The 24,898-nt window shown below is 28.8% G+C and carries 26 protein-coding genes; 7 read left to right on the top strand and 19 right to left on the bottom strand.

The features are described from left to right. From AVBRAN12647_RS02380 to AVBRAN12647_RS02365, 4 genes are all read left to right on the top strand, one after another. Positions 1-523, top strand: a 523-nt coding sequence (locus tag AVBRAN12647_RS02380; RefSeq protein WP_336614637.1) for a methyl-accepting chemotaxis protein, incomplete at its 5' end; no start/stop codon positions are given. A gap of 352 nt (positions 524-875) precedes the next feature. Beyond that, positions 876-2,297, top strand: a complete 1,422-nt coding sequence (locus AVBRAN12647_RS02375; RefSeq protein WP_336614636.1) for a GTPase family protein — start codon at positions 876-878, stop codon at positions 2,295-2,297. Between the two features lie 51 nt (positions 2,298-2,348). After that, positions 2,349-2,549, top strand: a complete 201-nt coding sequence (locus tag AVBRAN12647_RS02370) for a hypothetical protein (RefSeq protein ID WP_336614635.1) — start codon at positions 2,349-2,351, stop codon at positions 2,547-2,549. Continuing rightward, on the top strand, positions 2,546-3,688 hold the full coding sequence (locus tag AVBRAN12647_RS02365; RefSeq protein WP_336614634.1) for a BspA family leucine-rich repeat surface protein: 1,143 nt from the start codon (positions 2,546-2,548) through the stop codon (positions 3,686-3,688). The genes AVBRAN12647_RS02370 and AVBRAN12647_RS02365 overlap by 4 nt, the downstream gene beginning before the upstream one ends. Before the next feature lie 61 nt (positions 3,689-3,749). Here AVBRAN12647_RS02365 and AVBRAN12647_RS02360 read toward each other — a convergent pair whose 3' ends face one another. The 10 genes from AVBRAN12647_RS02360 to pyrF all read right to left on the bottom strand — a co-directional run bounded on the left by AVBRAN12647_RS02360 (position 3,750) and on the right by pyrF (position 11,652). Then, the gene (locus AVBRAN12647_RS02360) at positions 3,750-4,118 is read right to left on the bottom strand and encodes a hypothetical protein (RefSeq protein WP_336614633.1); all 369 of its coding nucleotides are present in this window, start codon (positions 4,116-4,118) and stop codon (positions 3,750-3,752) included. A gap of 228 nt (positions 4,119-4,346) precedes the next feature. Continuing rightward, complete coding sequence (gene glsA, locus AVBRAN12647_RS02355) at positions 4,347-5,258, bottom strand: glutaminase A (RefSeq protein WP_214150556.1); 912 nt, start codon at positions 5,256-5,258, stop codon at positions 4,347-4,349. Positions 5,259-5,260: 2 nt separating this feature from the next. Continuing rightward, positions 5,261-6,484, bottom strand: a complete 1,224-nt coding sequence (locus tag AVBRAN12647_RS02350; protein WP_336614632.1) for an Nramp family divalent metal transporter — start codon at positions 6,482-6,484, stop codon at positions 5,261-5,263. A 24-nt stretch (positions 6,485-6,508) separates the two neighbouring features. After that, positions 6,509-7,489: an agmatinase family protein gene (locus AVBRAN12647_RS02345; RefSeq protein ID WP_239803038.1), complete on the bottom strand. Its 981-nt coding sequence runs from the start codon at positions 7,487-7,489 to the stop codon at positions 6,509-6,511. Between the two features lie 172 nt (positions 7,490-7,661). Further along, the gene (locus AVBRAN12647_RS02340; RefSeq protein WP_336614631.1) at positions 7,662-8,411 is read right to left on the bottom strand and encodes a hypothetical protein; all 750 of its coding nucleotides are present in this window, start codon (positions 8,409-8,411) and stop codon (positions 7,662-7,664) included. Then, positions 8,412-9,179: a hypothetical protein gene (locus tag AVBRAN12647_RS02335; protein WP_336614630.1), complete on the bottom strand. Its 768-nt coding sequence runs from the start codon at positions 9,177-9,179 to the stop codon at positions 8,412-8,414. 18 nt (positions 9,180-9,197) lie between these two features. Beyond that, entirely contained in the window at positions 9,198-9,668 is a 471-nt protein-coding gene (locus tag AVBRAN12647_RS02330; RefSeq protein WP_336614629.1) for a hypothetical protein, read from the bottom strand. Between the two features lie 78 nt (positions 9,669-9,746). Further along, positions 9,747-10,214 carry a hypothetical protein gene (locus AVBRAN12647_RS02325; RefSeq protein ID WP_336614628.1) on the bottom strand — a complete coding sequence of 156 codons (468 nt, stop codon included), beginning with the start codon at positions 10,212-10,214 and terminating at the stop codon, positions 9,747-9,749. Positions 10,215-10,328: 114 nt separating this feature from the next. Continuing rightward, positions 10,329-10,934, bottom strand: coding sequence for an orotate phosphoribosyltransferase (gene pyrE, locus AVBRAN12647_RS02320; RefSeq protein ID WP_214116805.1), 606 nt, complete (start codon positions 10,932-10,934; stop codon positions 10,329-10,331). Then, entirely contained in the window at positions 10,927-11,652 is a 726-nt protein-coding gene (gene pyrF, locus AVBRAN12647_RS02315) for an orotidine-5'-phosphate decarboxylase (protein WP_214116806.1), read from the bottom strand. Before pyrF ends, pyrE begins: the two co-directional genes overlap by 8 nt. Positions 11,653-11,809: 157 nt before the next feature. On the opposite strand from pyrF, the gene AVBRAN12647_RS02310 reads away from it, so the two are divergent. Next, positions 11,810-11,971 (top strand): hypothetical protein, encoded by a 162-nt coding sequence (locus AVBRAN12647_RS02310; RefSeq protein WP_214116808.1) that lies wholly within the window; start codon positions 11,810-11,812, stop codon positions 11,969-11,971. Between the two features lie 23 nt (positions 11,972-11,994). Here the strand turns inward: AVBRAN12647_RS02310 and AVBRAN12647_RS02305 are convergent, their stop codons facing one another. Further along, entirely contained in the window at positions 11,995-12,921 is a 927-nt protein-coding gene (locus AVBRAN12647_RS02305; protein WP_336606685.1) for a homoserine O-succinyltransferase, read from the bottom strand. Between the two features lie 89 nt (positions 12,922-13,010). On the opposite strand from AVBRAN12647_RS02305, the gene AVBRAN12647_RS02300 reads away from it, so the two are divergent. Then, the gene (locus AVBRAN12647_RS02300) at positions 13,011-14,291 is read left to right on the top strand and encodes an O-acetylhomoserine aminocarboxypropyltransferase/cysteine synthase family protein (protein WP_214116812.1); all 1,281 of its coding nucleotides are present in this window, start codon (positions 13,011-13,013) and stop codon (positions 14,289-14,291) included. Between the two features lie 49 nt (positions 14,292-14,340). Here the strand turns inward: AVBRAN12647_RS02300 and flgG are convergent, their stop codons facing one another. The 8 genes from flgG to typA all read right to left on the bottom strand — a co-directional run bounded on the left by flgG (position 14,341) and on the right by typA (position 23,029). Beyond that, positions 14,341-15,129, bottom strand: a complete 789-nt coding sequence (flgG, locus tag AVBRAN12647_RS02295; RefSeq protein WP_214116814.1) for a flagellar basal-body rod protein FlgG — start codon at positions 15,127-15,129, stop codon at positions 14,341-14,343. Between the two features lie 8 nt (positions 15,130-15,137). Further along, the gene (locus AVBRAN12647_RS02290) at positions 15,138-15,947 is read right to left on the bottom strand and encodes a flagellar hook-basal body protein (RefSeq protein WP_214116815.1); all 810 of its coding nucleotides are present in this window, start codon (positions 15,945-15,947) and stop codon (positions 15,138-15,140) included. A 100-nt stretch (positions 15,948-16,047) separates the two neighbouring features. Next, entirely contained in the window at positions 16,048-17,316 is a 1,269-nt protein-coding gene (locus AVBRAN12647_RS02285; RefSeq protein ID WP_336614627.1) for an MFS transporter, read from the bottom strand. 94 nt (positions 17,317-17,410) lie between these two features. After that, a complete protein-coding gene (locus tag AVBRAN12647_RS02280) occupies positions 17,411-17,827 on the bottom strand; it encodes a ribosome maturation factor (RefSeq protein WP_214116819.1) in 417 nt (138 codons plus the stop codon). Beyond that, entirely contained in the window at positions 17,828-18,187 is a 360-nt protein-coding gene (gene rbfA, locus AVBRAN12647_RS02275; RefSeq protein WP_214116821.1) for a 30S ribosome-binding factor RbfA, read from the bottom strand. Then, positions 18,187-20,862 (bottom strand): translation initiation factor IF-2, encoded by a 2,676-nt coding sequence (gene infB / locus AVBRAN12647_RS02270; protein ID WP_214119782.1) that lies wholly within the window; start codon positions 20,860-20,862, stop codon positions 18,187-18,189. Before infB ends, rbfA begins: the two co-directional genes overlap by 1 nt. Further along, positions 20,843-21,109, bottom strand: a complete 267-nt coding sequence (locus AVBRAN12647_RS02265; RefSeq protein ID WP_214116825.1) for a DUF448 domain-containing protein — start codon at positions 21,107-21,109, stop codon at positions 20,843-20,845. Before AVBRAN12647_RS02265 ends, infB begins: the two co-directional genes overlap by 20 nt. 114 nt (positions 21,110-21,223) lie before the next feature. Then, positions 21,224-23,029 (bottom strand): translational GTPase TypA, encoded by a 1,806-nt coding sequence (gene typA, locus AVBRAN12647_RS02260; RefSeq protein WP_214116827.1) that lies wholly within the window; start codon positions 23,027-23,029, stop codon positions 21,224-21,226. Positions 23,030-23,149: 120 nt separating this feature from the next. On the opposite strand from typA, the gene fliK reads away from it, so the two are divergent. Further along, positions 23,150-24,787 carry a flagellar hook-length control protein FliK gene (fliK, locus tag AVBRAN12647_RS02255; RefSeq protein WP_336606690.1) on the top strand — a complete coding sequence of 546 codons (1,638 nt, stop codon included), beginning with the start codon at positions 23,150-23,152 and terminating at the stop codon, positions 24,785-24,787. Positions 24,788-24,898: the final 111 nt, after the last annotated feature.

Here is a 24,898-nt window from a genome sequence, read left to right as displayed (position 1 = left end):
TAAAGATATAAACGAAGGTGCAAGAAAGCAAGCAAGTAGCTTACAAGAAAGTGCAGCAGCAGTAGAAGAGATGAGTGCATCTATGCATGCAGTAAATCAAAAATCAAACGAAGTTATTAAAAACGGAGAAGATATTAAAAATGTTATTACTATGATTAAAGATATAGCAGAACAAATTAATCTACTTGCACTTAATGCTGCAATAGAAGCAGCAAGAGCAGGTGAGCATGGAAGGGGCTTTGCTGTAGTTGCTGATGAAGTAAGAAAGCTAGCTGAAAGCACTCAAAAATCACTAACAGAAATAGAAGCAAGTGTTAATGTATTAACTCAAGGCATAAATGATATGAGTGAAAGCATTAAAGAACAAACTCAAGCAATATCTCAAATAAATGAAGCAATAAGTAGTATAGATGAGCTAACACGCGCTAATGTAGTAGTAGCTGATAATACTAATAAAATATCAGATGAAGTAGATTTAATGGCTAGCATTGCTGTTGAAGCTGTTATGAAGAATAAATTCTAATAAACACTACAAAAGGAATTTCTTAATTGAAATTCCTTTTATTTATATAAAATACTTAAATCTAAATCATAGTTTTTTTTAAATTATTAATTCAAATTCTTGTAAAAATTAATGAAATTTAAAAAATATTTTTAAAAAATTTTATATGGACAGAATTTTGACATTCAATGTGTTATAATCAAGAAAAATCAAGAAAGGAGAATAAATGAAAGTTATTTTTTCTTTTATATGGGGGGGGGGGTATAACTCTTTAGGATATACTCAAAAACATTCATCTATTTTTAAAGGAACTTAGAAAGCATTTTTTATCTAATCATAAATATTTAAAAATTAAAAATAAAAAGGATAAAAAATGGAAATCAAAAGAATTTTAAAAGAATTTACAGACCTAGAAGAAAGTAAAAAAGAAATATTAAAAGAAAACATTTTAAATTTTGTTAAAGAAAAAAGCAAACCAACAATTTTTGCTAATTTAATGCTATCTACATGCCCTAAGGAATATTTAGATATTTTATTAAAAGATTTAGATTTTGATTTAGAAAACAGAATGAAATTAGCTGCTTTAATTGAAGAAGCATATCATATCAGCTTTAAATCAAAAGATATTTTAAACTATCAAAAACCAACTTCAACAGCATTAATACCTGATATGTCTAATATAACAGAAGTTATGAAATGCTATAAAGAACAAGAAGAATCTAAAGAAGAGTATGCAGAATTAGATGAGTTGTTAAACAAATCAGATTTAGATGAAGAAGATAAAAATAAGCTAAAGCTAAATATCAAAAAACTAGCAAACACAAAGCTAAATATATTAATTACAGGCGGAACAGGAGTTGGCAAAAGCTCTACTATTAATTCGCTTTTTAATATGGGCGATGAATACAAACAAGAATTTAGCGAAATCGGCACTACTAGCAAACCACAAACAATGGAGATTAAAAAATACGAAATAGGAAGAAACCTTGTTTTATGGGATAGTCCAGGCTTAGGAGATGGGATAAAAGATAGTGAGCATATTGCAAAAATTAATAAAAAGCTTCACGAAAAAGATAGCAAAGGAAATGCTTTAATAGATTTAGTTTTAGTTATTGTAGATGCAAAAACTCGTGATTTAGGCACTACTTATCATCTAATTACTAATGTAATAATCCCTGCCTTAGGAGAAAACGCAAAAGATAGAATATTAATAGCGCTTAATAAGTGTGATCAAGCTTTAGAAGGAGATTTTTGGGTGAAGGGTGATAGTCCTTATCCAGAAGAAGAGCTTATAAAATATCTTGATGAAAGTGCAAAAATAATTAGTGATAGGATATATGAGACAACTAGCGTAAGGATTGAGCCTATATATTATTCATCAGGCAAGAGCAGAAATGGCATTCAAGAAAACCCATATAATTTAGGAAAATTACTTAACTTCATCGTTGATTATACTCCCAGTAAAAAAAGAGCAGTATTTAAAGGCAAGATAAACGAAAATAAAAACAACTGGAAAAGTAATGAAAAAGTAAAGCCTAATACAAATAATTTTAATTCATCAAGAAATCAAACAAATAATCATACTTATAATCAAACAGATAACACTACAAAAGATTACAAAGCTTTAGCTGATGAAAAGATAGAAAAAAGTTGGTTTGATACTGTTTGTGATAATGTTGAAAAAGCAGTTGATTTTGTTGTTGAAAACAAAGAGAAGATTATGGCTGGTATTACTACTGCTTTTGCCATAGGTAAAGAAGTTTTAAGTTTCTTTGCTAGTTCTAAGAAAAAATAAAAAATAAAAAGAATTTGAAATAGGAATTTCAAATTCTTTAAAGGAGAAATTATGCCAATAGCACCAAAGCCAAGCAAGTTTATTTGTAAAGATTGTGGGCATTCAGTGGTGATAATTCATAAAAGCGATTGCTTAAGTGCAAATGATTTACCACCATCTAAATGCCCTAAATGTAAAAATAGTGTTTGTTATGAAAGAAAAAGAGCCAATACACTTGATATAGCTTTAGCAAAATTAAAGGAGATTTTATGAAAAAATATAAGCCAAATAATAAAAAAAATTTAAAAGATTTGGTAAATGATGAGAGTATTAATTTAGGTAAAATTGACACAAGCTTAATTACTGATATGAGTGAGCTTTTTTATTTAACTAAACGAAAAGACTTTAGTGGGATAAACGAATGGGATACAAGTAATGTAACTAATATGAGTGGTATGTTTAGTAGTTGTGAGTATTTTAATGAAGCTTTGAGTTTTGATACTTCAAATGTAACTAATATGAGCCATATGTTTAAAAGTTGTTCTAATTTTAATCAACCATTAAATATTGATACTTCAAAAGTAACTGATATGAGCCATATGTTTAGTTGTTGTCGGGGTTTCAACCAACCATTAAATTTCGATACTTCAAAAGTTACAAATATGAGCTTTATGTTTGAAAGTTGTTCTAGCTTTAATCAACCATTAAGTTTTAATACTTTGAATGTAACTAATATGTGTAATATGTTTGAAGGTTGTTATTACTTCAATCAATCATTAAACTTTGATACTTCAAATGTAATTGATATGAGTGCTATGTTTAAAGAATGTAGTTGTTTTAATAAACTATTAAACTTTGATACTTCAAATGTTAAATATATGAGTTGTATGTTTTTTGAATGTGAAGTATTTAATCAACCATTAAATTTCAATACTTCAAAAGTTACAGATATGAGCTTTATGTTTTATAGTTGCTCTAGGTTTAACCAAGCTTTGAATTTCGATACTTCAAAAGTAACTGATATGAGTAGTATGTTTGAAAATTGTTCTAGCTTTAATCAAGCATTAGTCTTTGACACTTCAAATGTAACTGATATGGGTTATATGTTTTCAGGTTGTTATTGTTTTAATCAACCATTAAACTTTGATACTTCAAATGTAGCTAATATGAGCAAGATGTTTTCTGATTGCTCTTACTTCAATCAACCATTAAACTTCGATACTTCACAAGTTACAGATATGAGTAGCATGTTTAATGATTGTTTTAGCTTCAATCAACCATTAAACTTCGATACTTCAAAAGTAACCAATATGACTCATATGCTTAGAAATTGCGATAGTTTAGAGCAATTGCCTAAAATTTTATACAGATTTCATAGAAAAACACAAATAAGATTTAAGAATTTGAAATAGGAATTTCAAATTCTTATTTTTCAATTATCCTTGTAATATCGTTAAAGCTTGTAAATGTTTTTTAATATGATTTTCTTTTCTTAATCGTATAATTTATATAAAAATAAATTAAAATCGTAGATATTAAAGCAATAGCAAGAGTTAAAGTGCTATTGTGAATATCTCCTAATTTTAAAAAGCAAAATTTAAAAAACGCATTTAGAATACTAAATAAGGTAAAATAAAATAAAAAGCCTAAATCTTTCTCGCCTTTATAAAAATTAATAATATTTTTACAATAGATTTTAGTCGCAGATATACTAAAATAACTCCATATCATAAGCAACAACAAGCCTAACAAAAAACCTCGAGCATAAGCATCATCGTCATCTATAAAAAACCATGGCAATAAGTATCTTAATGGTATTAAAGTAAGTATAAAAGTATCCATATATAACATTAAAAAAGACCAAGAAATTACTTACAATAAAACAATAAATATCAAAACTTTAAAGCAAGTTGCAACAAAAACTTTTATTAATTTATTATATATCCATTCTATCACATTAGCCCTTATAAAATATGCAAATTAATATAGTGAAATTATAAGAATTTAAATCTTAAAACTCAAAATATAAAGCACAAAATTACTAGATACTTTTAATTATTTTAGATTAATTTAAAAAATTGATAAATCTAAAGCTTTAGATAAACCCTCTAATATCCTAACACCACCTATTGAATTACCCTTGCTATCAAGTGCTGGCCCATAAACCCCTATCCCAAATTCTCTAGGGACAAGCGATACCATACCACCGCCCACACCACTTTTACATGGAAGTCCTACCCTTACAGCTATTTCTCCTGATAAATCGTAAGTTCCACAAGTTAGCATTAAACTCTTAATCGTTCTAGCTATTTTTTTACTAACTATTTGCTTACCATCTTTAAGCCCATCATTAGCTAAAAATAATCCTAATTTAGCTAAGCTTTTTGTGTTAGCTAGTATTGAGCATTGTTTAAAATAAACTTCTAAAGCCACCTCAACATCATCACTAATAATCCCATCATTTTTCATAAAATACGCTAAGGCTCTATTTTTATTGCCTGTTTTATTTTCGCTTTCGTATATTTTAGTGCTTAACGACGCTTCATTATCATCAGTAATCAAACGAAAAAACTCAAGCACTCTATTAAATCTCTCTTCAGCATTTTTACCTTTAATCATAGAAGCAACAGCAATAGCACCTGCGTTTATCATTGGATTAAATGGCTTTTTATTGTTTGATGTTTCAAGTTTCATAATTGAATTAAAGGCATCTCCTGTAGGCTCAACGCCTACTTTTGAGAATACATACTCATAGTCATTATCTAATAAAGCTAACATTAAAGTAACTATTTTAGAAACACTTTGAATACTAAACCTTAGCTCACTATCACCCGAGCAAAAAACATTATAATCCTTATCAATCACGCAAACTCCCAAAGCGTCTAATTTAGCCTTGCTAAGCTCTGGGATATAATTTGCCAATCTTCCTAATTTTGTATATTTAATATTATCTTTTACTAATCTATCTAACAACTCTTGCATATTTAAATTATATTTCCTATCGCACTAATTAAACTACTTCCGCCTAAAATCACAGAAATTAAAGCGATGATAATACCTAAAAATATTTTAATATTGTTATTTTTATGATTTTTTAAAACCTTACTGCTTGATGTAATATACACCAAATAAACAACAATTACAGGTAGTATTATGCCATTTAGAATTTGAGCTGTAAATATTAAAGTTATAGGATTAAATCCAGTTGAAGAAACAATTACTCCAATTAATAATATTGCAGAACAGGTTAATTTAAAACGAATATCGTTATGCTTATAATCCCAACCTAAAAAAGCACTCATAACATAAGCAGCTCCCATAGGAGAACTGATAGAACAAGCAAGTCCAGCAGCAAATATACCAACACCCAAAACTATTTCAGCATAATTACCTAATAATGGTCTAAGTTGTATAGCCATATCAGAAGCATTTTTTACTTCCATTCCTATCATTGCAACACCAGCTGTAATTACAACAGCGGCTGTAATAATTCCACCTGTGGTTATAGAAAAATATATATCCCATTTTGATAGTTCTAATTCACTAGCATCTTTCCAAGTTCGTTTAGCGGTTGCTGAATGTATAAAAAAATTATAAGGCACAATAGTTGTCCCTATAATTGCAATGATAGTAAATAAACTGCCATCAGGAAAAGTAGGTAATAATAATCCTTGAAAAACTAAAGAAAAATCTGGCTTAACAACAAACATTGTTAAGATAAAAATCAAAGCCATTATAATAACCAATAGCATAAAAATTTTTTTGATAATATCAAAACTACCCATCCATAATAATACAAATACAAACAAGCCCATATAAGGAGTAAGCGAACTTATATTTATTCCTGTTATTGTTGATAGACCTAGTGCAGCACCAGTTAAATCTCCTGCATTATAAGCAGCACAACCCAAAACTACAGAACCGCCCACTAAAATTCCACTTAATATTTTTCCAATCTTACTTTTAAAAGTGTTTAATATAGCTTCGCCTAATCCCTTTTGAGTAATTATTCCAAGCCTTGCTGACATTTCTTGCAATACAATGGTAGCTATTATTGAAAATAAAACAGCCCAAAGTAAAGCAAAGCCAAATCCAGCTCCAGCCTTAGTGCAAGTTGTAATTGTTCCAGGGCCAACAAAAGAGCCAGTAACTACAGCTCCTGGCCCTATTGCTTTAATTTTATCCTTCCAAGTATATTTATTTTGCATAATTCCCCTTTATGTTTTTATATGTTATTTAATATTAAATCTATACTTAGTAAGACCTGTTAAAAAATATATACTCATCCACACCGCTACATGCCCTGAAGTATTTTGCGGGTCTTTTCCTGGATATAATTCAACAAAATCAAACGCACTAGCACCTGCTTTTCCACATTCGTGTAACATCATAGCAAGTTCATATGTGCTAAGACCACAAGGATCAGGTGGGCCTGCTGGATTAAATGCTATATCTAAAACATCAGAGCATATAGTTACATAAATAGCTTCTGTGCCATTACTTGCAATTTTAATTGCTTCACTTATAGCAGCTTTCCAGCCCATTTCTTTTACTTGCATTCCAGTAATTACATGAGCTCCAAATTTTTTTGCTTCTTTTAAACCATTTGGATTGTTTCTAGGTCCTCTTATTCCAAAATGCACCATTTTTGTAGGGTCTATATAAGGGTCTTCGTATAATCTATGAAAAGGAGAACATCTAGCTAATTTTTCTTCGCCAAATTTATCCATATTATCCATATGTGCGTCAAAATGAATAATGCCTATATTTCCATTATGTGCCTTGGCAAACTCACTAATTAACGGAAATGATATTGAGTGATCACCTCCAAATACTACAGAGATTTTTTTGGCTTTCATTATTTTAGAATACTTATCTTTTATGCTATTAAAAGAAAAATCATAATTACCATTTTCTATAGCACAATCACCAAAATCTCCACCAGTAAAATAATCAAATACATCTAAATCAAATTCTGGTAAATATCCACCATATCTAACAGAAGCAGCTCTAATATTTTTTGTAGATAGCTCACAACCTGAATAATTACCATAAGTGCAAACCCCTTCCCAAGGCACACCCATTACTACAATATCATAATTGTTTAGTTCTTCATCATTATGAATCTTAGGTAACCCTAAAAATGATGGAACACCACTAAAAACTTCGCCAATTCTTCTACTAGGAACATAACAAATTGGTTTATCGTTCATAATCACTCCTTTTTTTAATATAGACTTTTATTATGGAATGAAATTATGTTTTTTATGATTTTTTTAATTAAATTTGATAAAAATCAATATTTTGTGTTACTTTTTGTAATTTTATTGCATAAGCTAAGATATTTTATAGAATAAAAAGTATTTAAAATCAACTCTAATGCTTTTAAATCCATTGAAATATACTTCCTTTATTTTTATTTTCATTTTTATTGATTAATTTTTCTAATTTTTCTAAATCGCTTTTATTAAATTTATTAAAGGAAAGCTCATAAAATGTATAAAAAATCTTAAATCTTTTTCGCTTTAAAAAAATTCTTATAGTATTTTTAAAATTTGTTTTAAAAAAATAATACTCTTTAATATCATCATATTGTATTTTGCTAACTCCTAAGCCTTTTACTAACACCAAGCAATCTTCATAGCAAACCACTCTTTTAACACCACAAAATATAATTAAAGTGCATAATATAATTACTACGCCGATTATTTTATAAATAATTAATTCATCTTTTAAAAAGCTTACAATACTAATAAATGAAAGCAGCATTAAAAATCCAAAAGTTATATGGACTAAATCAAATCTTTTTGGATTAATCACATAAATCGCATTACTTGTATCAACTTCTCTTAATATATAAATTACAAGGATATAAATAGCGATAAAAATTATAAAATATAGCCAATTTTCTACTACAAAAATAAGCGAAATTAAACTAAATAAAACAATAGCAAAAAATTTTGATTTATCATAAAAATACTTCATTGATAAAACAAAATAATGAACAAACATATAAACAAACATTAAAAACAAATAATTTTCAATAAAACAAGATTTGATTGCAAGATATATAAAAACAGCATTTATAGGAGTTAATGCAAATATAATTATGAATTTTAAAATTTCTTTAATCATTTAATATTTTTTATCTAATAATGTGTATTTTACTTGTTTATCTTGATTATAAATATCTAAGATTTCTTTTAATAAATAAATCACTTCTTCTTCGCTAAGTAAATTATTACCAGCAATATCTATGATTACAAATATAGCAGTATCAGTTGATAAACGCTTTTTATGCACAAGAAGTATTTTAATAATATCTGTTTTATATTTTAAAATCCAAAATATTCTATTTGAATTTAAATCACAATCAATAAAAAAGCAATCAAGCTCTTTATTAAGTAGTATTGTTTTTGTGTTGAATATGGTATCTTGTGTATTATATTTAGCAAGTGCTTCATTTATTTTATATTTTTCATAAATTTCGTTATCAATTTGTATAGTTTTAAAATCTAATTTAAACTGCGTATTGTCTATAAAACTTGATTTACTTTTAAAGAATTTCTTATATAACATTACTAATAAATAATAATACATAAATGGCAAAATCAAAGCTATTATTCCGCCTATTGATAAAGTCCAAATAGGAATATAAGAAAAACAAAACATAATAGATAAAAATATTAAACATAACTCTTTTGATATCTTGCTATATATTATATGAGTTAAAAAACATAAAGGTATAATAAATATTGAGCCTAATAAACTTCCATAAGGTGCTTGTGTGATTGATAAAAACATATAAAAAGTATCATATACAAAAAAAATTATCGTAAATAAAAAACAACAAATAGACAATATTACAATTGACATCACAATTTTTACAATACTTTTTTCCATTATAAAATCTCCTTTTGTTTATATGTATTCTCCTAACACTTCATCTATTATATACGCTTTAAATTCTTTATCATTATTTAAGCTTCCATTCCATTTATAAACAGCTAATATTTCTCTTAATAAGGCTATTATTTCTTTTTCACTTAATGTTTTATTATCTCTTATAGAAAGAATTTTATAAACTCTATTATAAACTACATTATCAATCTCTTGTTTGATATCATAATCTAAAATTATCCTTATATGCTCGCCTTTATAATATAAAATCCACAAAGATTTATTAAGTTTTGCATGGTCTAGTTCTGGGTCATCAAAATACATACAATTCATAAACCAGCAGTCTAATTCTTCATCTATTACAATGCGTTCTTCAAAAGGAAATTTATGATGTTGTCTTAAATACCAATCATTAGTATGCTTAATACAAATATCTACAAAAGAATATTTCTTCTCTAATCTATCATCAATAATTGCATTTTTAAAAGCCATTTGCTTACCTTTTTTTAAACCAAATTCCTACTTCAAATTCCACAATTTTTAAAGAATTTGAATTAGGATTTAAAATATTTATTCTTTTATTATTTCATCTCTTACATAAACTTTATAATCTTCTTCAATTTCGCCCCAGGCACCAGCCACATTATAAACATCTAATATTTCTTTAAGAAGATTTATAACTTCTTTTTCGCTTAATAATTCATTATTTTTAATATCAAAAATACTCCAAACTTTATCGTATAAAACACCATCTATTGTTATATCAAAATCATAATCAAGTATAACTTCAATCAAATTACCTTTATAATACAAAATCCACAAGCCTTTGCTAAGTCTTGCATGCTCTAATTCAGGGTCTAAAAAATTATAACCTAGCATTATAAAACAATCTAATTCTTCATCTATCACTAAACGATATCTATTTGGCATCATACGATTTTGTTTATAGTATAAGCTATCTGTATAATTGCAAAAAATATCTGTCATTTTGTATTTTTCATCAAGTTCTTTTGTAACTACTGCGTTCTTAAAAGCCATTATTTCTCCTTAATTTTAACTATTAAGTAAATATTATAAAAATTATTTTTTGTAAAGTAAAGAAGGTTTGAAGATATTCAAATTCCAAAATCGGAATTTGAAATTAAAATTATTTTATTCTTGAGCGTCACGCCATTCGTTTAGAACTTTTACTTCTTCATCGCTTAAAAATCCACTAAATGCAGAAAATCCACTAAGCGAATAAGCAGGGCAATCAATACTCTCATAATTTTTCTTAGCTTGATTTAATTCATAGCTAAATATTGAAAACACACCTTTTACATCTAATCCGTGAGACCTAGCAGCACCAACAGCAGCAATACTTGAACCGCCACTTGAGATTAAATCTTCTAGCACAACGCAAGTGCTTCCGTGCTTAAAGCTTCCTTCAATCATCTTTGCTCTTCCGTGGGTTTTGTTTTTTGATAATATATATACTAATGGTTTGTTTAATATATCAGCCACCCAAGCTCCGTGAGCAATAGCTCCAGTAGCAGTTGCTGCTATGTAATCAACATCTCCTGCTTTTTCTTTAATCAAATTCGCTAAATGATTTGCTATGATTTTACGCTCTTTTGGATAGCTAATTAACACACGATTATCACAATATATAGGGCTTTTAATACCACTTGAATATGTGAAAAACTCTTTAGTATTAATAAATATTGCTTCACAATCTTTTAATATTTTTACAACTTCACTTGCAACTTCTTTATTCATTTTCTTCTCCTTTTATACATTGAAAATAAGCTCTAATAGGATTAGAACTCTTTGTAATCATTCTACCAGCTACAATATAATCAATATTGTTTTCTATAGCAAATTTTGGCGTAGCAACCCTTGCTTGGTCATTTGCATCATTGCCTAAAAATCTAATGCCAGGCGTAAGAGCCTTAAGTCCTAAATCTTTAGCAAATTTTGCTTCATAAGCACTACTTACTATGCCATCAAGACCTGCTTTTTTACTGATTAAACAGCGTTGTTTTACGCAATCATTAATGCTTCCATTAAAGCCTAAATCATTTTTAAATTCTTCTTCTTCAAACGAAGTTAATACAGAAATTCCAAATAATTCACACTTGCTACCTAATTCATTTTTAGCATTAACAGCAGCCTTTAAAGCTTGCTCGCCTGCAAAAGAATGAAGGCTTAAAATATCAATATCATTTTTTAAAAGTGTCTTAGTAGCATTATAAATAGTATTTGGGATATCAATTAATTTTAAATCTAAAAATATATTAAAACCTAAGTCTTTTAGCTCTTTTAAAAAGTCATTTCCAGCTGTGTAGTATTGCCACATACCGACTTTTAAATAAGGCATAATTAATTTTAAATTATGCTCTTTTGCATAGTTTTCAAGATTTTTTGCTGATAGTTTTGATACAAATTCACGGCTTTGCTCTAAGGTGTCAAAATCTAATGCGATTATGGTTTTCAAATTCTCTCCTTTGATTTAATAAAATTATCTCTTTTTAACTCTTTACGACTTAGCATTATGCAAAAATTTATTAAATAAAACATATTGAATTTATATTTTTAAAAGTTATTTATTACATTATTTAAATAATATAATACAAAAATCAAAAGGAGAAAAAATGGACTTTTTAGACTCATTAAAACAAATCAAAACAGATATAAAAGAAAATGAAAAGAAAAAAGAGCAAGAATTAGAACTAGCAAAAATAAAACAAAAAGAAGAAGAATTAAGACAAGATTTCATAAATTATATGAATGAAAGCGGAGTTAAAAAAATCTAATTAAGATTTAGAAAATCTAAATCTTAATTAATTGAATTAAGTTTGTCTAATTCAAAAGGTGTAGTTTGATATACATAATAATTTAGCCAGTTGATATAAACGCAATTTGCGTGAGCTCTCCAAGTAAGTTTTGGGGGATTGTTTGGATTATCATCTTTATAATAATTATAAGGAATATCAACATCTAAGCCGTTTTTAATATCTCTTTTATACTCATTATCTAAAGTAGTGCGAGAGTATTCAGGATGACCTAGGACAAAAACTTGTCTTCTATCAGAACTTCTTATCAAATAGCTTCCTGCTAAATCGCTTTTAGCTAAAATCACTAAAGATTTATGATTTGCTAAGGCTAATTCATCAATTCCTGAATGCCTTGAATGTGGAGCTAAAAACACATCATCAATTCCCCTTAAAATCTCATCTTTACTATCAATTACATCGTGATAAAACACTCCGCTTAATTTCTTTTGTAAAGGAATTTTTGCAATATTGTAATGATAATTTAGCCCAAACATCGCACCATAGCATATATGAAGAGTGCTAAAAACATTGCTTTTGCTCCATTCTAAAATACTAACTAACTCATCATAATAAGTTATTTCGCTAAATTCATATTGTTCTAGTGGAGCTCCTGTTATTATCATTCCATCAAATTTTTTATGCTTTATCTCATCAAATACCAAATAATGCTCGTTTAAGTGGCTTTGACAAGTGTTTTTGCTCTCGTGACTTGCTATTCTTAAAAGCGTGATTTTTACTTGTAAAGGCGTATTAGAAAGCATTCTAAGTAATTCTAATTCAGTTTCTTCTTTTATTGGCATAAGGTTTAAAATCACAAGCTCTAATGGACGAATATCTTGAGAATTTGCTCTTGCTTCATCCATTACGAAAATATTTTCATTTTCTAGTAAAACTTTTGCTGGAAGGTTAGTTTTTATATTAACGGGCATTTTTTCTCCTTTTTTAACTAATTTTGCCATTTTTTACTTGCTAAATACTTAAAATAAAGTTAAACTAATATTTTTTTAAAGGAGAGAAAATGTTAAAACAAGATACTTTATGTATTCACGCAGGTTATGAGCCAAAAAATGGCGAAAGTAGGCAAGTGCCAATCATTCAATCAACTACTTACAAATACGATTCTTGTGAATTTATGGGAAAATTATTTGACTTAGAAGAAAGTGGATATTTTTACTCAAGAGTAGCAAATCCTACAAATGATTATGTAGCTAGTAAAATTGCTAAATTAGAAGGAGCAATTGCTGGGGTGCTAACTTCTAGCGGACAAGCGGCTATATTTTTTGCAATTACAAATATTTGTAAAGCAGGAGATCATTTAGTTTGCGTAAATGAGATTTATGGTGGAAGTATAAATCTAATAGGCGTAACGCTTAAAAAATTTGGAATTGATTGCACCTTTATTAGTGCAAATAGCACAGATGATGAAATAAGAGCAGCTATTAAAGAAAACACAAAATTAATTTACGCTGAAAGCGTATCAAATCCTGCTTTAGTAGTGCTTGATATTAAAAGATTTGCAAATATTGCTCACGAAAATGAAATTCCATTAGTAATTGATAATACTTTTGCAACTCCTATTAATTGTCAGCCTATAAAACACGGAGCTGATATTGTTATTCATTCAGCTACTAAATATCTTGATGGGCATTCAAGTGTGATTGCTGGGGTTGTGCTTGATAGTGGTAATTTTGATTGGAGTAAGTATCCTAAAAAATTTGCAGATTTTAATACCCCTGATGAGTCATATCACGGATTAATCTATACGCAAAAATTTGGCAAATTAGCGTATATTGTAAAAATGATTGTTCAATTAATGAGAGATATAGGTGCTTGCTTACCTGCAACTAGTGCATATATGCTATCAACTCATATTGAAAGCCTACCTTTAAGAATGGCAAAACACTGCGAAAATGCGAAAAAAATTGCAGAATTTTTAGAAAATAATGAATATATTGAAAGCGTAAATTGCCCTATGCTAAAAAGCAGTCCTTATTATAATCTAGCTTTAGAATATATGCCTAATGGAGTTTGTGGGGTTATTAGCTTTACATTAAAAGCAAATAAAGCTAAGGCAGTTAAGTTTTTAGATAGCTTAAAATTAATAATGATAGCAACTCATGTAGCTGATGCAAGAAGCTGTATTTTACACCCTGCAAGTCATACTCATAGACAATTAAATGAAGCTGAATTAATAAAAGCTGGAGTTAGCGAAGGTCTTGTAAGGCTTTCTGTTGGTATTGAAAATGCTGATGATTTAATAGCTGATATTAAACAAGCATTAGAGGTTACTTTTAAGTAATTCGTATTTGAAATTCTTATAAAATTATAAGAATTTCAATCTATATTATTTATCTTTTAAGTCCATTTACGATTGATAGCATTTCATCACTTGTAGTGATTGCTTTAGAGTTTGCTTCATAAGCTCTTTGACCTGTGATTAAATCAGTCATTTCCTCTACTAATTGCACGTTACTCATCTCTACGAAGTTTTGCTTAATTTGACCAAAACCATTAGTCCCACCAGTGCCAACTACAACTGCTCCACTAGCACTAGTTTCAAGGAAATTATTATCCCCTAATGCGTGTAAGCCACTAGGATTTATGAAGTTTGCTAATTCAATTTGACCTAGTTGCACTGCTTCAGGATTACCCGCTTGAATTACACTTACAACCCCATCAGTTCCTATCCCAATAGCAACTGCATCTTCAGGAATTGTAATTTCAGGGATTAATCTATATCCATCACTATTTACGATAGTTCCTTCGCTATCTAGCTTAAAAGCACCATTTCTTGTATATGCCGTAGTGCCATCAGGTAGCTGAACTTGGAAAAAACCATTACCTGCTATTACCATATCTAATTGATTGCCTGTTTCTTTGAAATATCCTTGTGTAAATTGCTTTGTAATTGCTGTTGGGCGAACTCCAAGACCTACTTCAATACCTGTTGGACTTTGCGTTGTTGTGCTTGTGCTAGTGCCTGCGTATTCCATTACTTGATACATTAAATCAGCAAATTCTGCTCTATTTTTTTTGTATCCCATAGTATTTACATTGGCAATATTATGAGATGTTGTATCAATTTGTGTTTGCTGTGCTATCATTCCTGTTGCTGCTGTATATAAAGACCTAAGCATTTTTACTCCTATTTAACATTTGCTAATTTATTTATTGCGTCGCTATTTAGCTCATCCATATGGCTAGTCATTACTTTTTGATACATTTCAACTAAACGATGAGTTTCTATAAGACCTACCATTTCATTAACGGCATTTACATTACTCATTTCTAAAAACCCACTCGCAAGTGCATTTGAGCCCTCGAAATCCTGCATTTTAGTTAAATCATCTAATTTATAAAGATTATCTCCTATCTTTTCTAAATCCCTTGTATCATCCATCCTAGCTACAAAAATCCTATTTGCTACTTCACCATCTAAATAGACATTTCCATCTGAATCAATAGTTAATCTTTGATTATCTCCTACTTGAATGCCATCATTTGCAGGGTCTTCAAAATAATTCGAGCTTAATAATCTATCTCCATTTTTTGTAACTATAAAGCCATCTTCATCTAGGCTAAATGCTCCATTTTTGCTAAATTTCACACTACCATCTGATGAGCGAACCATAAAAAAACAATCACTTCTTTTGATTGCAATATCTAAAGGATTGTTGGTCGGACGGATTGCACCTACGCTAAAATCTGTGTATTCTATATCAATATTAGGAACTCTATTTATGGTTTGATTTATGTATTTTGCAGCTTGTTTTGTATGATTATCAATTGGCATATTTTGCATTTCTTCATCATAAAGCCTTTTAAAATCAGCAATTACTACATTATCTCTTTTATAACCTGCTGTATTTACATTAGCTAAATTATTAGAGATAACATTTAAGCGATTTAGTTGAGTAACCATTGCTCCTGTAGCTTGATAAAATCCGTTTTGCATAACTTTCCTTAAATATTTTATATTTTGATAAAAGCAAAACTTATTCCAAAATAAGATAAACTTCTAAAAATTTTTAGAGTTTATCTTAAAATCAAATTCTTTATTTTTTATTTTTCATAATTTTGTCAAAAAATACAGAATTTAAAAAAGCCATTAAGCATATGAAAATAATGTAATATCCACTACCAATATCAAATTTTCCGTGTGATTGAACTACGATAATTGGAGTTAAAAATCCTGCTATTGCATAAGCTAAATTATAAGAAAATCCTATGCCTGTATATCTAATACTAGCCTTATAAAGCCTACACATAAATAATGATGTAAAATTAACAATACCACCAAAAAACGCCGAAGCAAAATAAAATATACAAGTTAAAGCAAAATCCTTTAAAACATATAAAGAATAAAAATACATAGTGCTAGTAAAAACTAATAAAATAGCAAAAAATTTGCAAATTAAACTAGCTTTAAATCTATCAGCCAATGCCCCACAAACAACAAGTCCAATCATCATAAATATACTCGCAATAATTTGTAAGCTAGTATTTAAAGCAGGATTAATATTTAAAATACCTTTCATAAAATTAGGCATCATTATTAAAAATACTAAAACACAAGCAGTAAGAACAATAGTTAAAAACATTGATAAAATTATTTCTATTTTATAATCTTTTATGACTGATTTTATAGGAAAATCGCTTAATTGTTTTTCGGCTTGAAGTTGCTTAAAAATAGGAGTTTCTTGCAAAAATCTTCTAAGATAAATGCTAATTAGACCAAAAATACCGCCGATTAAGAAAGGAATTCTATACGCATAATCTTTTATTTCATCTTCTGTGAAATTTAGTTGAAGCAATAACGCACTTAAAGCTCCTAAAGTAATACCACCACAAACCCCACTAGTTAAAACTCCTAAAAATAATGCCTTTTTATTATCAGGACTATGCTCATATATAAAAGCCCAAGCACCAGGTAACTCTCCACCAATCGCAACGCCTTGAACTAATCTAATAGCTAATAAAATAGCAATAGCAAAATAGCCAATTTGCTCATAAGTAGGCATAATCGCAAAAATAAATGTAGGAATTACCATTAAAATAATGCTTAATAAAAACATATTTTTCCTACCAAACTTATCGCCAAAATGTGCCATTATAACTCCACCTAATGGACGAGCTAAATACCCTGCAGCAAAAGCTCCATATGTATTTAATAATTTTATACTCTCATCAAGCTCTTTTGGAAAAAAATGATGTGTAAAATACGGAGTAAATAATGCAAATATAATAAAATCATAAAATTCTAATGTCCCACCTAATGCACTTAATGCTAAGGTTTTTGTATCTTTTTTTGTAATAGTTTTCATTAAATTCCTTTAAATTTCTTTGTTTTTTTATTTCTAATTTTGATTTTGTTAATGATTATTAATTTGAGTAAGAGTATATAGGTAAGGCTTTGCCTTACCAATAGATATAAGTTTTTGTAGATTTAATATCTGCGTAGTTTAAAATTGTGCCATCTTCTAAAGTGATTTTTTCATCATCAGCACTAAGTAATTTTGAGATAATTTCTTCTTTTTCTTTAGTTTTAATTTTTAGTATCTCACCTATACTAAGTTTAAAATGCTCTATTTTAGTAAGCTTTCTTTCAAGTCCAGGAGAGCTTACTTCTAAAAAGTATTTTTCATCTGTAGGTGGATTTAAATCAAGTATAGGAGAAATCAATCTACTAAATTGCTCGCAATCATCAAGGCTAACTGATTTATTTTCTCCATCTTTTAAGATGAAAATTCTATAAATAAAGTTATTGCCTTCTTTTGCTAATTCAGTATCATAAATCACTAAATTAAGCTGTTTAGCTAAATTCTCTAGCTCCATTTATTTCTTTTCCTTATTAATTTGCTTAAATAATTCTTCTATTCTATTAATTTTATCTAAACTATCGTCAAACCTAAAATGAAAATTTGGACATCTATACATACCAAGCGCTCCTAAGCAATGAGCTTGCAATACTTTACTAACTCTTTTTAGCTTAGAAAGAACTAAATTTTGTTCATCTTTTGTAAGCGACATTTTATCTAAATATATAAAAGCATCATAACGACCCTTTTTACAATCTACATCATTTACCAATAGACCGCTTAATAAAGGATCATCTAAGTTTGCTAAAGCTTCTCCTACTAATTCCTTTAGCAAACTTTGTGTTCTTAGGCGTTTTATTTGTGCTTTATCATTCATTATAAACTAGCCTTACTTTGAACTTCTTTATAACTTTCTATAAAATCGCCTTCTCTCATATCGTTAAATCCAACGATACCAACACCACATTCATAACCTTTGCTAACTTCTCTAGCGTCGTCTTTAAAGCGTTTAAGTGAACTAATCTCTCCTTCAAACACTACAACACCTTCACGAATAACACGGATTTTAGCCCCTCTTACTATACTTCCATCAGTTACCATACATCCTGCTATTTGTCCTACTTTTGGCACATTGATTACTTGTCTAATTTCAGCTTGTCCGAGTTGCTCTTCGCTAATAATAGGACTCATTAAACCACCTAAAATAGCTTTAATCTCATCAATTAGATTGTAAATTACATTATATGTTTTAATCTCAACCTTAGCTTCTTTTGCTTTTTCCTTAATATCCCCTGTTGGACGAACATTAAAGCCAACTATAACACCACCGCTAGCTTGTGCTAAAGCAATATCTCCTTGAGATATTCCACCAACACCACCTAAAACAATATCAACTTTTACCTCATCATTTGAAAGCTTTTCAAGACTTCCTCTAATAGCTTCTAATGTTCCACCTACATCGGCTTTTAAAATAACAGGTAATGATTTTAAATTCCCTTCTTTAATTTTTGCACTTAATTCATCAAGGCTTACTTTTGTTGATTTGCTTAATTCTTTTTGTCTTAAATATTCGTGGCGTTTTTGTGCATAATCTCTTGCTTCTTTATCAGTCGCAACACTAATTAATGTTTCACCTGCATCAGGAATTTCATTAAGACCCATAATTACACCACACTCGCCTGGTAAAATCTCTTTTAATGCATTACCTTTGCTATCTGTAATGCTTTTTACCCTACCATAAGCAATGCCTGCTACAACGGTATCTCCTACTCTTAGCGTTCCATTTTCCATAATCACAGTAGTTACTACACCACGACCTTTTTGTAAAGAACTTTCAACTATATTTGCTTTTGCAGCTGTATTTTTATTTGCTTTAAGCTCTAAAATTTCAGCTTGTAATAAGATAATTTCAAGTAAATCTTCAATTCCAGTTCCCTTTAAAGCACTAATATGAACGAATTCATGACTTCCACCCCACTCAGTTGGCATAATATCAAGCTCTGCTAATTGGGTTTTAACTCTATCAGGATTTGCTGCTTCTTTATCTATTTTATTAACAGCGATAATGATTGGAACACCAGCTGCTTTTGCATGCGAAATTGCTTCTTTTGTTTGTGGTTTTACACCATCATCAGCTGCAACAACAATAATTACTATATCAGTAACACTAGCACCTCTAGCTCTCATAGCTGAAAATGCTTCGTGACCTGGAGTATCAATAAAGGTTATATTTTTACCATTTTTATTAACCATATAAGCACCAACGTGCTGAGTAATTCCACCTGCTTCGCCACTTGCTACACGACTATTTCTAATATAATCAAGCAAACTTGTCTTACCATGATCAACATGACCCATAATTGTTACAACAGGAACTTTAATATCTTTTAATTCTTCTTGATTTTCTTCATAATCAGCAACATAATCAAATTGTGCAGTCTCATCAAAAAAGCTTATTTCAATTCCAAACTCAAGTCCTAAAATCTCAATAGTTTCTTCATCTAAGAAATCATTTTTAGTAGTCATCATTCCTTGCATAAATAATTTTGAAATTAATTCACTATCTTTTTTACCTAACTTCTCTGCTAATTCATAAAGTCTTATTTCTTTAGGAATTTTAATACTTGTAATTTCTTCGCTACTTTGTTCTTTTTTATATGCTTTTGATTTTTTACGGCGAGACCTTGCTATTGAAGTATTTGTAAATTGATTGATTTGGTTATTAAATGCACTTCTTAATGAAGTTTGTGCCTTTGCAGGCTTTTCAATATCTTCTTTTCTTTCATTAAATGAAAAATCAGGCATAACCACAACATCATCTTCATCATCATTAATCTCTGCAAAATTAGTATCAAAATCCATCTTAGATGAACTTTCTTTTCTTGCTGCTGGAACTATTTTTTTAGCTTTTTTCTTTTTTAAGCTTTCATCTGTGCTAAATATTGAAGCAAACGATACGGGCTCTTTTGATTGAGCTTTAGGCTTAACCTCTTCTTTAACTTCTTCTTTTGCTGCATTTTTCTTCTTAATGATTACTAAGCCACGGCGTTTTTCAAGCCCACTTCTTGCAAGACTTACAGGTTCTTCTTGCACTAATTCTTCTTTTGCTATTTCTTTGCTTTTCATTTCTTCTTTAACTTCTACCTTAGTGATTTTTTCTTCTACTATTTTTTCTTCTTTAGTTTCTTGTTTATCTTCTTTGGTTTCTTCTTTAAGAATTTCTTTTTGTTTGCTTTCAGTTTTTTTTGTTTTTTCAATCTTTTCAGTCTTTGTACTTTTTTCAGCTTTTTCAGTTTTACTTTTTGTTGTTTTAGAAGTAGTTGATTTTGTACTAGATTTTTTGGCACTTTTACTTGATTTTGCAACTTCATCTTTTAAAATTTGTTGAATTGTTCCATTTTTTAAATACTCATATATTGCTGCTGCTACATCTTCACTTACAGCTTTTTGAGGTGATTTATAATCAAATCCTAATTCATTAATTTTTTCTAAAGTTTCTTTATTTTGATAACCTAATTCCGCTGCTATTTCACTAATTTTTATATTCGCCATTTAAAAACCTTTCTTTTAATTTACTAGCAAGTTCTTTTTTATCTATATTAATTTTTATAACTTTTTGCAAAGACTTTAAAAAATCACTATCATCTTTTTTAAGGCATTCATCACATAAATACATACTTCTACCGCTATTAAATTGAAATAAAACTTCATTTAAAGACACTTGAAAACGCTTTAAATCAGTTTGATTTTTTCTAATCTTGCAAATAATACACATTCTAATAGGTTTTGCTTTTTTCATAATCTTTTAATTTTAATTGTTTTTGCTTAACAGAAGTCTTAAAAGCTTTATTTTCAAACATTTTAATTTTCTATTCTAAATTCTTTAAAAGATTTAGAATAGAAAGAATAAAAATTAAGATTTAGATTTTTCCATACGGCGTCTTAGAGTTGGGTCTAAATAACGCTTTCTAATACGAATATTAATTGGAGTTACTTCTACTAATTCATCTTCTTCAATCCACTCCATAGCACGCTCTAAAGTAGGTTTTCTAGGTGGAACTAATTTAATAGCATCATCACTACCACTAGCACGAACATTGGTTAGGTTTTTACCTTTTATAGGATTTACATCAAGGTCATTCGGACGGCTATGCTCGCCTATAATCATACCAACATAAGTTTTTGCTTGAGGGTCTATAAATAAAACACCTCTATCTTGAAGATTCCATAATGAATAAGCTAATGCAACACCATTTTCCATACTCACTAATGCTCCATTTTGGCGTTTTTCAACACTACCAACAAAAGGTCTAAATTCCATAAAACTATGATTCATTATACCTTCACCTTTTGTATCTGTTAAAAACTGACTTCTAAATCCAATTAGCCCACGAGCAGGAATTTCAAACTCAAGTCTAGTTTGTCCATCTCCTGTTGGAACCATACTTTTCATCTCAGCTCTTCTTCTTCCAAGCTTTTCAATAACCGTTCCACTAAACTCATCAGGAACATCAATAACTAGATTTTCAAAAGGCTCTGTTTTAACTCCATTTTCAATTTTTACGATAACTTCAGGGCGTCCAAGACAAAACTCAAAACCTTCTCTTCTCATATTTTCAGCTAAAATCGTAATTTGTAATTCACCACGACCACTTACTTTAAACTTACCTTCGCCAATATTTTCATATTTCATAGCGATATTTGTCTTCATTTCGCTTTCTAATCTTTCAGCGATTTTATTACTTGTAACATGCTTTCCTTCAGTTCCTGCTAAAGGTCCATCATTTACGCTAAATACAACGCTTAAAGTAGGTTCTTCTATATGCAGTGGGTCAAGTGGCATAGGATTGCTAGGATCAACTACGCTATCTCCAACATCTAAAGCATCAAAACCTGCAATTGCTACGATATCTCCTGTGCTAGCACTATCAATATCCATTTTTTCTAAACCTAAAAATCCAATTAGTTTTGAAATTCTTCCTGTATGTTTTGTCCCATCAGCCTTAGCTAACATTACATTTTGATTTTTTGAAATTGTTCCATTGAAAATTCTAGCAATTCCAATTTTACCAACGAAGTTATCATAACCTAATGTAAATACTTGTAATTGTAAAGGATTTTCATTACTACCACTTGGTGCTGGAACATGCTCAATTATCTTGTCAAATAAAGGTTGCATATCCTTACTATCATCATCTAATTCATTTTTTGCAATACCTTCTTTTCCAATTGCATAAATTACAGGGAAATCTAATTGCTCATCAGTTGCATCAAGTGCAGCAAAAAGGTCAAATACTTCATTAATTACTCTATCAGGTTCAGCTGCAGCTTTGTCTATTTTATTTACCACAACTATTGGTCTAAGACCTAATGCTAATGCTTTTTTAACAACGAATTTAGTTTGTGGCATAACACCTTCTTGAGCATCAACGATTAATAAAACCCCATCAATCATCTTTAAAACACGCTCAACTTCTCCACCAAAATCTGCGTGGCCTGGAGTATCAATTATGTTAATTTTTGTGCCTTTATAATTAATTGCTGTGTTTTTTGAAAGAATTGTAATTCCACGCTCTTTTTCAATATCATTACTATCCATAACGCGTTCATCAACTTGGTCTCTTTCGCTAAATGTTCCTGATTGTTTTAATAACTGATCAACCATTGTAGTCTTACCATGATCAACGTGTGCGATTACTGCTATATTTCTAATACTCAATGTTTTCTCCTTGATTTTAAAGTAAAAGTTTAATGAATTTAGGTTAATTTTTAAATATGAAATCACAAAAACTTGGAACGAATTTTGCTAAATCTCATTAAGTTTTAAACAAGGATTATTATGAAAGATTTATTAATTTTACAAGATGTAAAAAATCTAAATTCTAAAAAAGGTAAAGGCTCTAAAAAGTCTGGCGGAGAAGGTTTTGCTGATTTATTATTTAATCAAACCGATGTAAAAGATACTAAAAATTTATTGGTAATGCAAAATGTATTTAAAGCAAAAAATGAAATAAAAAATAAAGATGTAAAACAATTTAGTAATATAAATCTAGCTTCAACTTTATTAAATGAAAAAACAAGCAAACAAGAGCCAAATTTATTAGCAAGTCTTTTACAAAATCCAAAAACTCTACAAGATAAAGTATCAAAAATAGTGCAAAATGCAAAAGAAATGAATGAATTTTTACCTAAAAGATTGCAAATAAGTGATGCTGAAATTATGCAAGATATTAAGACTTCTATGGAAGATGTTGAATATGGAAAAGAACTTTTAGATGATTTGAATTTCGTTCAGATTTTAGATTTTTTAGACATATTAAAGCAAGATAAAAAAAATGTAAAATTAAATGATTTTTTTAACTTAAAAAATATTGTTAATAATAAAGCTAGTTTAGAAAGTTTTGCAAATACAAATAGCGTTCATTCATTAGTAGAACTTGCAAAAGAGCATAAATTAGGGCTTAGCAATATAACTTATGAAAAAATTAAAAATAATGAATATAACGAGCAAATTTTTGCTAAACCATATCCTAAATTATATGAGCAAAATTTCTTCTCACACGCATTAAACAAAAATACAAAAATTGAAGAGAATTTAAAAAATACTGAAATTAAAAAACCAAATTTAGAAAGTTTATTATCAGTAAAAAGTGAAAAAATTGTATCTAATAATACAAACGAACCTATTATAAACGCTGAAAAAACTCTAAAAACTGGGGCTTTAAATGAGTTATTAAGCAAAATTGCAAATGATGATAAAAAACAAACTAAAGATATAAAAGAAGAAGCATTTAAAATCGTTTCAAAAGATATAGAAACACAAAGTCCAAAAATCACTCCGAACACAATTAAAAATGATATAAAAGATATACAAATTCAAGCAAATAAAACTCAAATTCAAACCCAAGAAACAAAAGAAAATGAAAATAAAATTCTACCTGAATTAAATATAGTAGAAGAAAATTTGCAAGATAATTTAGATGAAAACTCAAGCCAAACTCAAGATAATAAAGAAAAGCTAAATCTACCACAAAATCTTAAAGTTGATTTTTTAAATCCTAATAAAGAACTTAGTAAAGAACAAACTAAATTAGTAATTGATAATTTTACAAGAGATTTTAAGGAAGAAATAGAAAAATTCAAAGCTCCAAGCCATAAAGTTAGCATTAATTTAAATCCTAAAGAATTAGGAGAAGTTAATGTCACTATGATTGCAAGGGGTAATAACTTACATATAAATCTTAATTCAAACAATGCAAATACTCTAAATCTTTTCATAGCAAATCAGCAAGAATTTAAAAATAGCCTTGTAAATATGGGCTTTACGGGTCTTGCTATGAATTTTGGAGATAAAAAAGAAGGTTCAAATCATCAAGAGCAGCAAAAAGCTCGTAAAAAATATGAAGAAATTGAAGAATTAGAAAGCACAAGCGATATGCCAAGTGGAATTAATGCTGTGCTTTATAGATATTTTTAAAGGGGTAAAAAATGTTGGTTTCAATTTTATTAATAAGTTCAATGATAATTTTAGCAGTAAGCTTTGCTGCTAAAATATATTTTAAAGATAGTTAAAATAATTAAAGCCTTT

Origin of the sequence: Campylobacter sp. RM12647, from assembly GCF_020138135.1 — a bacterium.
Taxonomy (GTDB): Bacteria; Campylobacterota; Campylobacteria; order Campylobacterales; family Campylobacteraceae; genus Campylobacter_E.
Note: the sequence above shows the minus strand (reverse complement) of the source record. Positions and strands in the feature narration are given on the sequence as shown.

Coding starts and splice junctions, on each gene's coding strand:
- AVBRAN12647_RS02375 (WP_336614636.1), top strand. CDS start 876: ATGGAAATCAAAAGAATTTTAAAAGAATTTACAGACCTAGAAGAAAGT.
- AVBRAN12647_RS02370 (WP_336614635.1), top strand. CDS start 2,349: ATGCCAATAGCACCAAAGCCAAGCAAGTTTATTTGTAAAGATTGTGGG.
- AVBRAN12647_RS02365 (WP_336614634.1), top strand. CDS start 2,546: ATGAAAAAATATAAGCCAAATAATAAAAAAAATTTAAAAGATTTGGTA.
- AVBRAN12647_RS02360 (WP_336614633.1), bottom strand. CDS start 4,118: ATGGATACTTTTATACTTACTTTAATACCATTAAGATACTTATTGCCA.
- glsA (WP_214150556.1), bottom strand. CDS start 5,258: ATGCAAGAGTTGTTAGATAGATTAGTAAAAGATAATATTAAATATACA.
- AVBRAN12647_RS02350 (WP_336614632.1), bottom strand. CDS start 6,484: ATGCAAAATAAATATACTTGGAAGGATAAAATTAAAGCAATAGGGCCA.
- AVBRAN12647_RS02345 (WP_239803038.1), bottom strand. CDS start 7,489: ATGAACGATAAACCAATTTGTTATGTTCCTAGTAGAAGAATTGGCGAA.
- AVBRAN12647_RS02340 (WP_336614631.1), bottom strand. CDS start 8,411: ATGATTAAAGAAATTTTAAAATTCATAATTATATTTGCATTAACTCCT.
- AVBRAN12647_RS02335 (WP_336614630.1), bottom strand. CDS start 9,179: ATGGAAAAAAGTATTGTAAAAATTGTGATGTCAATTGTAATATTGTCT.
- AVBRAN12647_RS02330 (WP_336614629.1), bottom strand. CDS start 9,668: ATGGCTTTTAAAAATGCAATTATTGATGATAGATTAGAGAAGAAATAT.
- AVBRAN12647_RS02325 (WP_336614628.1), bottom strand. CDS start 10,214: ATGGCTTTTAAGAACGCAGTAGTTACAAAAGAACTTGATGAAAAATAC.
- pyrE (WP_214116805.1), bottom strand. CDS start 10,934: ATGAATAAAGAAGTTGCAAGTGAAGTTGTAAAAATATTAAAAGATTGT.
- AVBRAN12647_RS02310 (WP_214116808.1), top strand. CDS start 11,810: ATGGACTTTTTAGACTCATTAAAACAAATCAAAACAGATATAAAAGAA.
- AVBRAN12647_RS02305 (WP_336606685.1), bottom strand. CDS start 12,921: ATGCCCGTTAATATAAAAACTAACCTTCCAGCAAAAGTTTTACTAGAA.
- AVBRAN12647_RS02300 (WP_214116812.1), top strand. CDS start 13,011: ATGTTAAAACAAGATACTTTATGTATTCACGCAGGTTATGAGCCAAAA.
- flgG (WP_214116814.1), bottom strand. CDS start 15,129: ATGCTTAGGTCTTTATATACAGCAGCAACAGGAATGATAGCACAGCAA.
- AVBRAN12647_RS02290 (WP_214116815.1), bottom strand. CDS start 15,947: ATGCAAAACGGATTTTATCAAGCTACAGGAGCAATGGTTACTCAACTA.
- AVBRAN12647_RS02285 (WP_336614627.1), bottom strand. CDS start 17,316: ATGAAAACTATTACAAAAAAAGATACAAAAACCTTAGCATTAAGTGCA.
- AVBRAN12647_RS02280 (WP_214116819.1), bottom strand. CDS start 17,827: ATGGAGCTAGAGAATTTAGCTAAACAGCTTAATTTAGTGATTTATGAT.
- rbfA (WP_214116821.1), bottom strand. CDS start 18,187: ATGAATGATAAAGCACAAATAAAACGCCTAAGAACACAAAGTTTGCTA.
- infB (WP_214119782.1), bottom strand. CDS start 20,862: ATGGCGAATATAAAAATTAGTGAAATAGCAGCGGAATTAGGTTATCAA.
- AVBRAN12647_RS02265 (WP_214116825.1), bottom strand. CDS start 21,109: ATGAAAAAAGCAAAACCTATTAGAATGTGTATTATTTGCAAGATTAGA.
- fliK (WP_336606690.1), top strand. CDS start 23,150: ATGAAAGATTTATTAATTTTACAAGATGTAAAAAATCTAAATTCTAAA.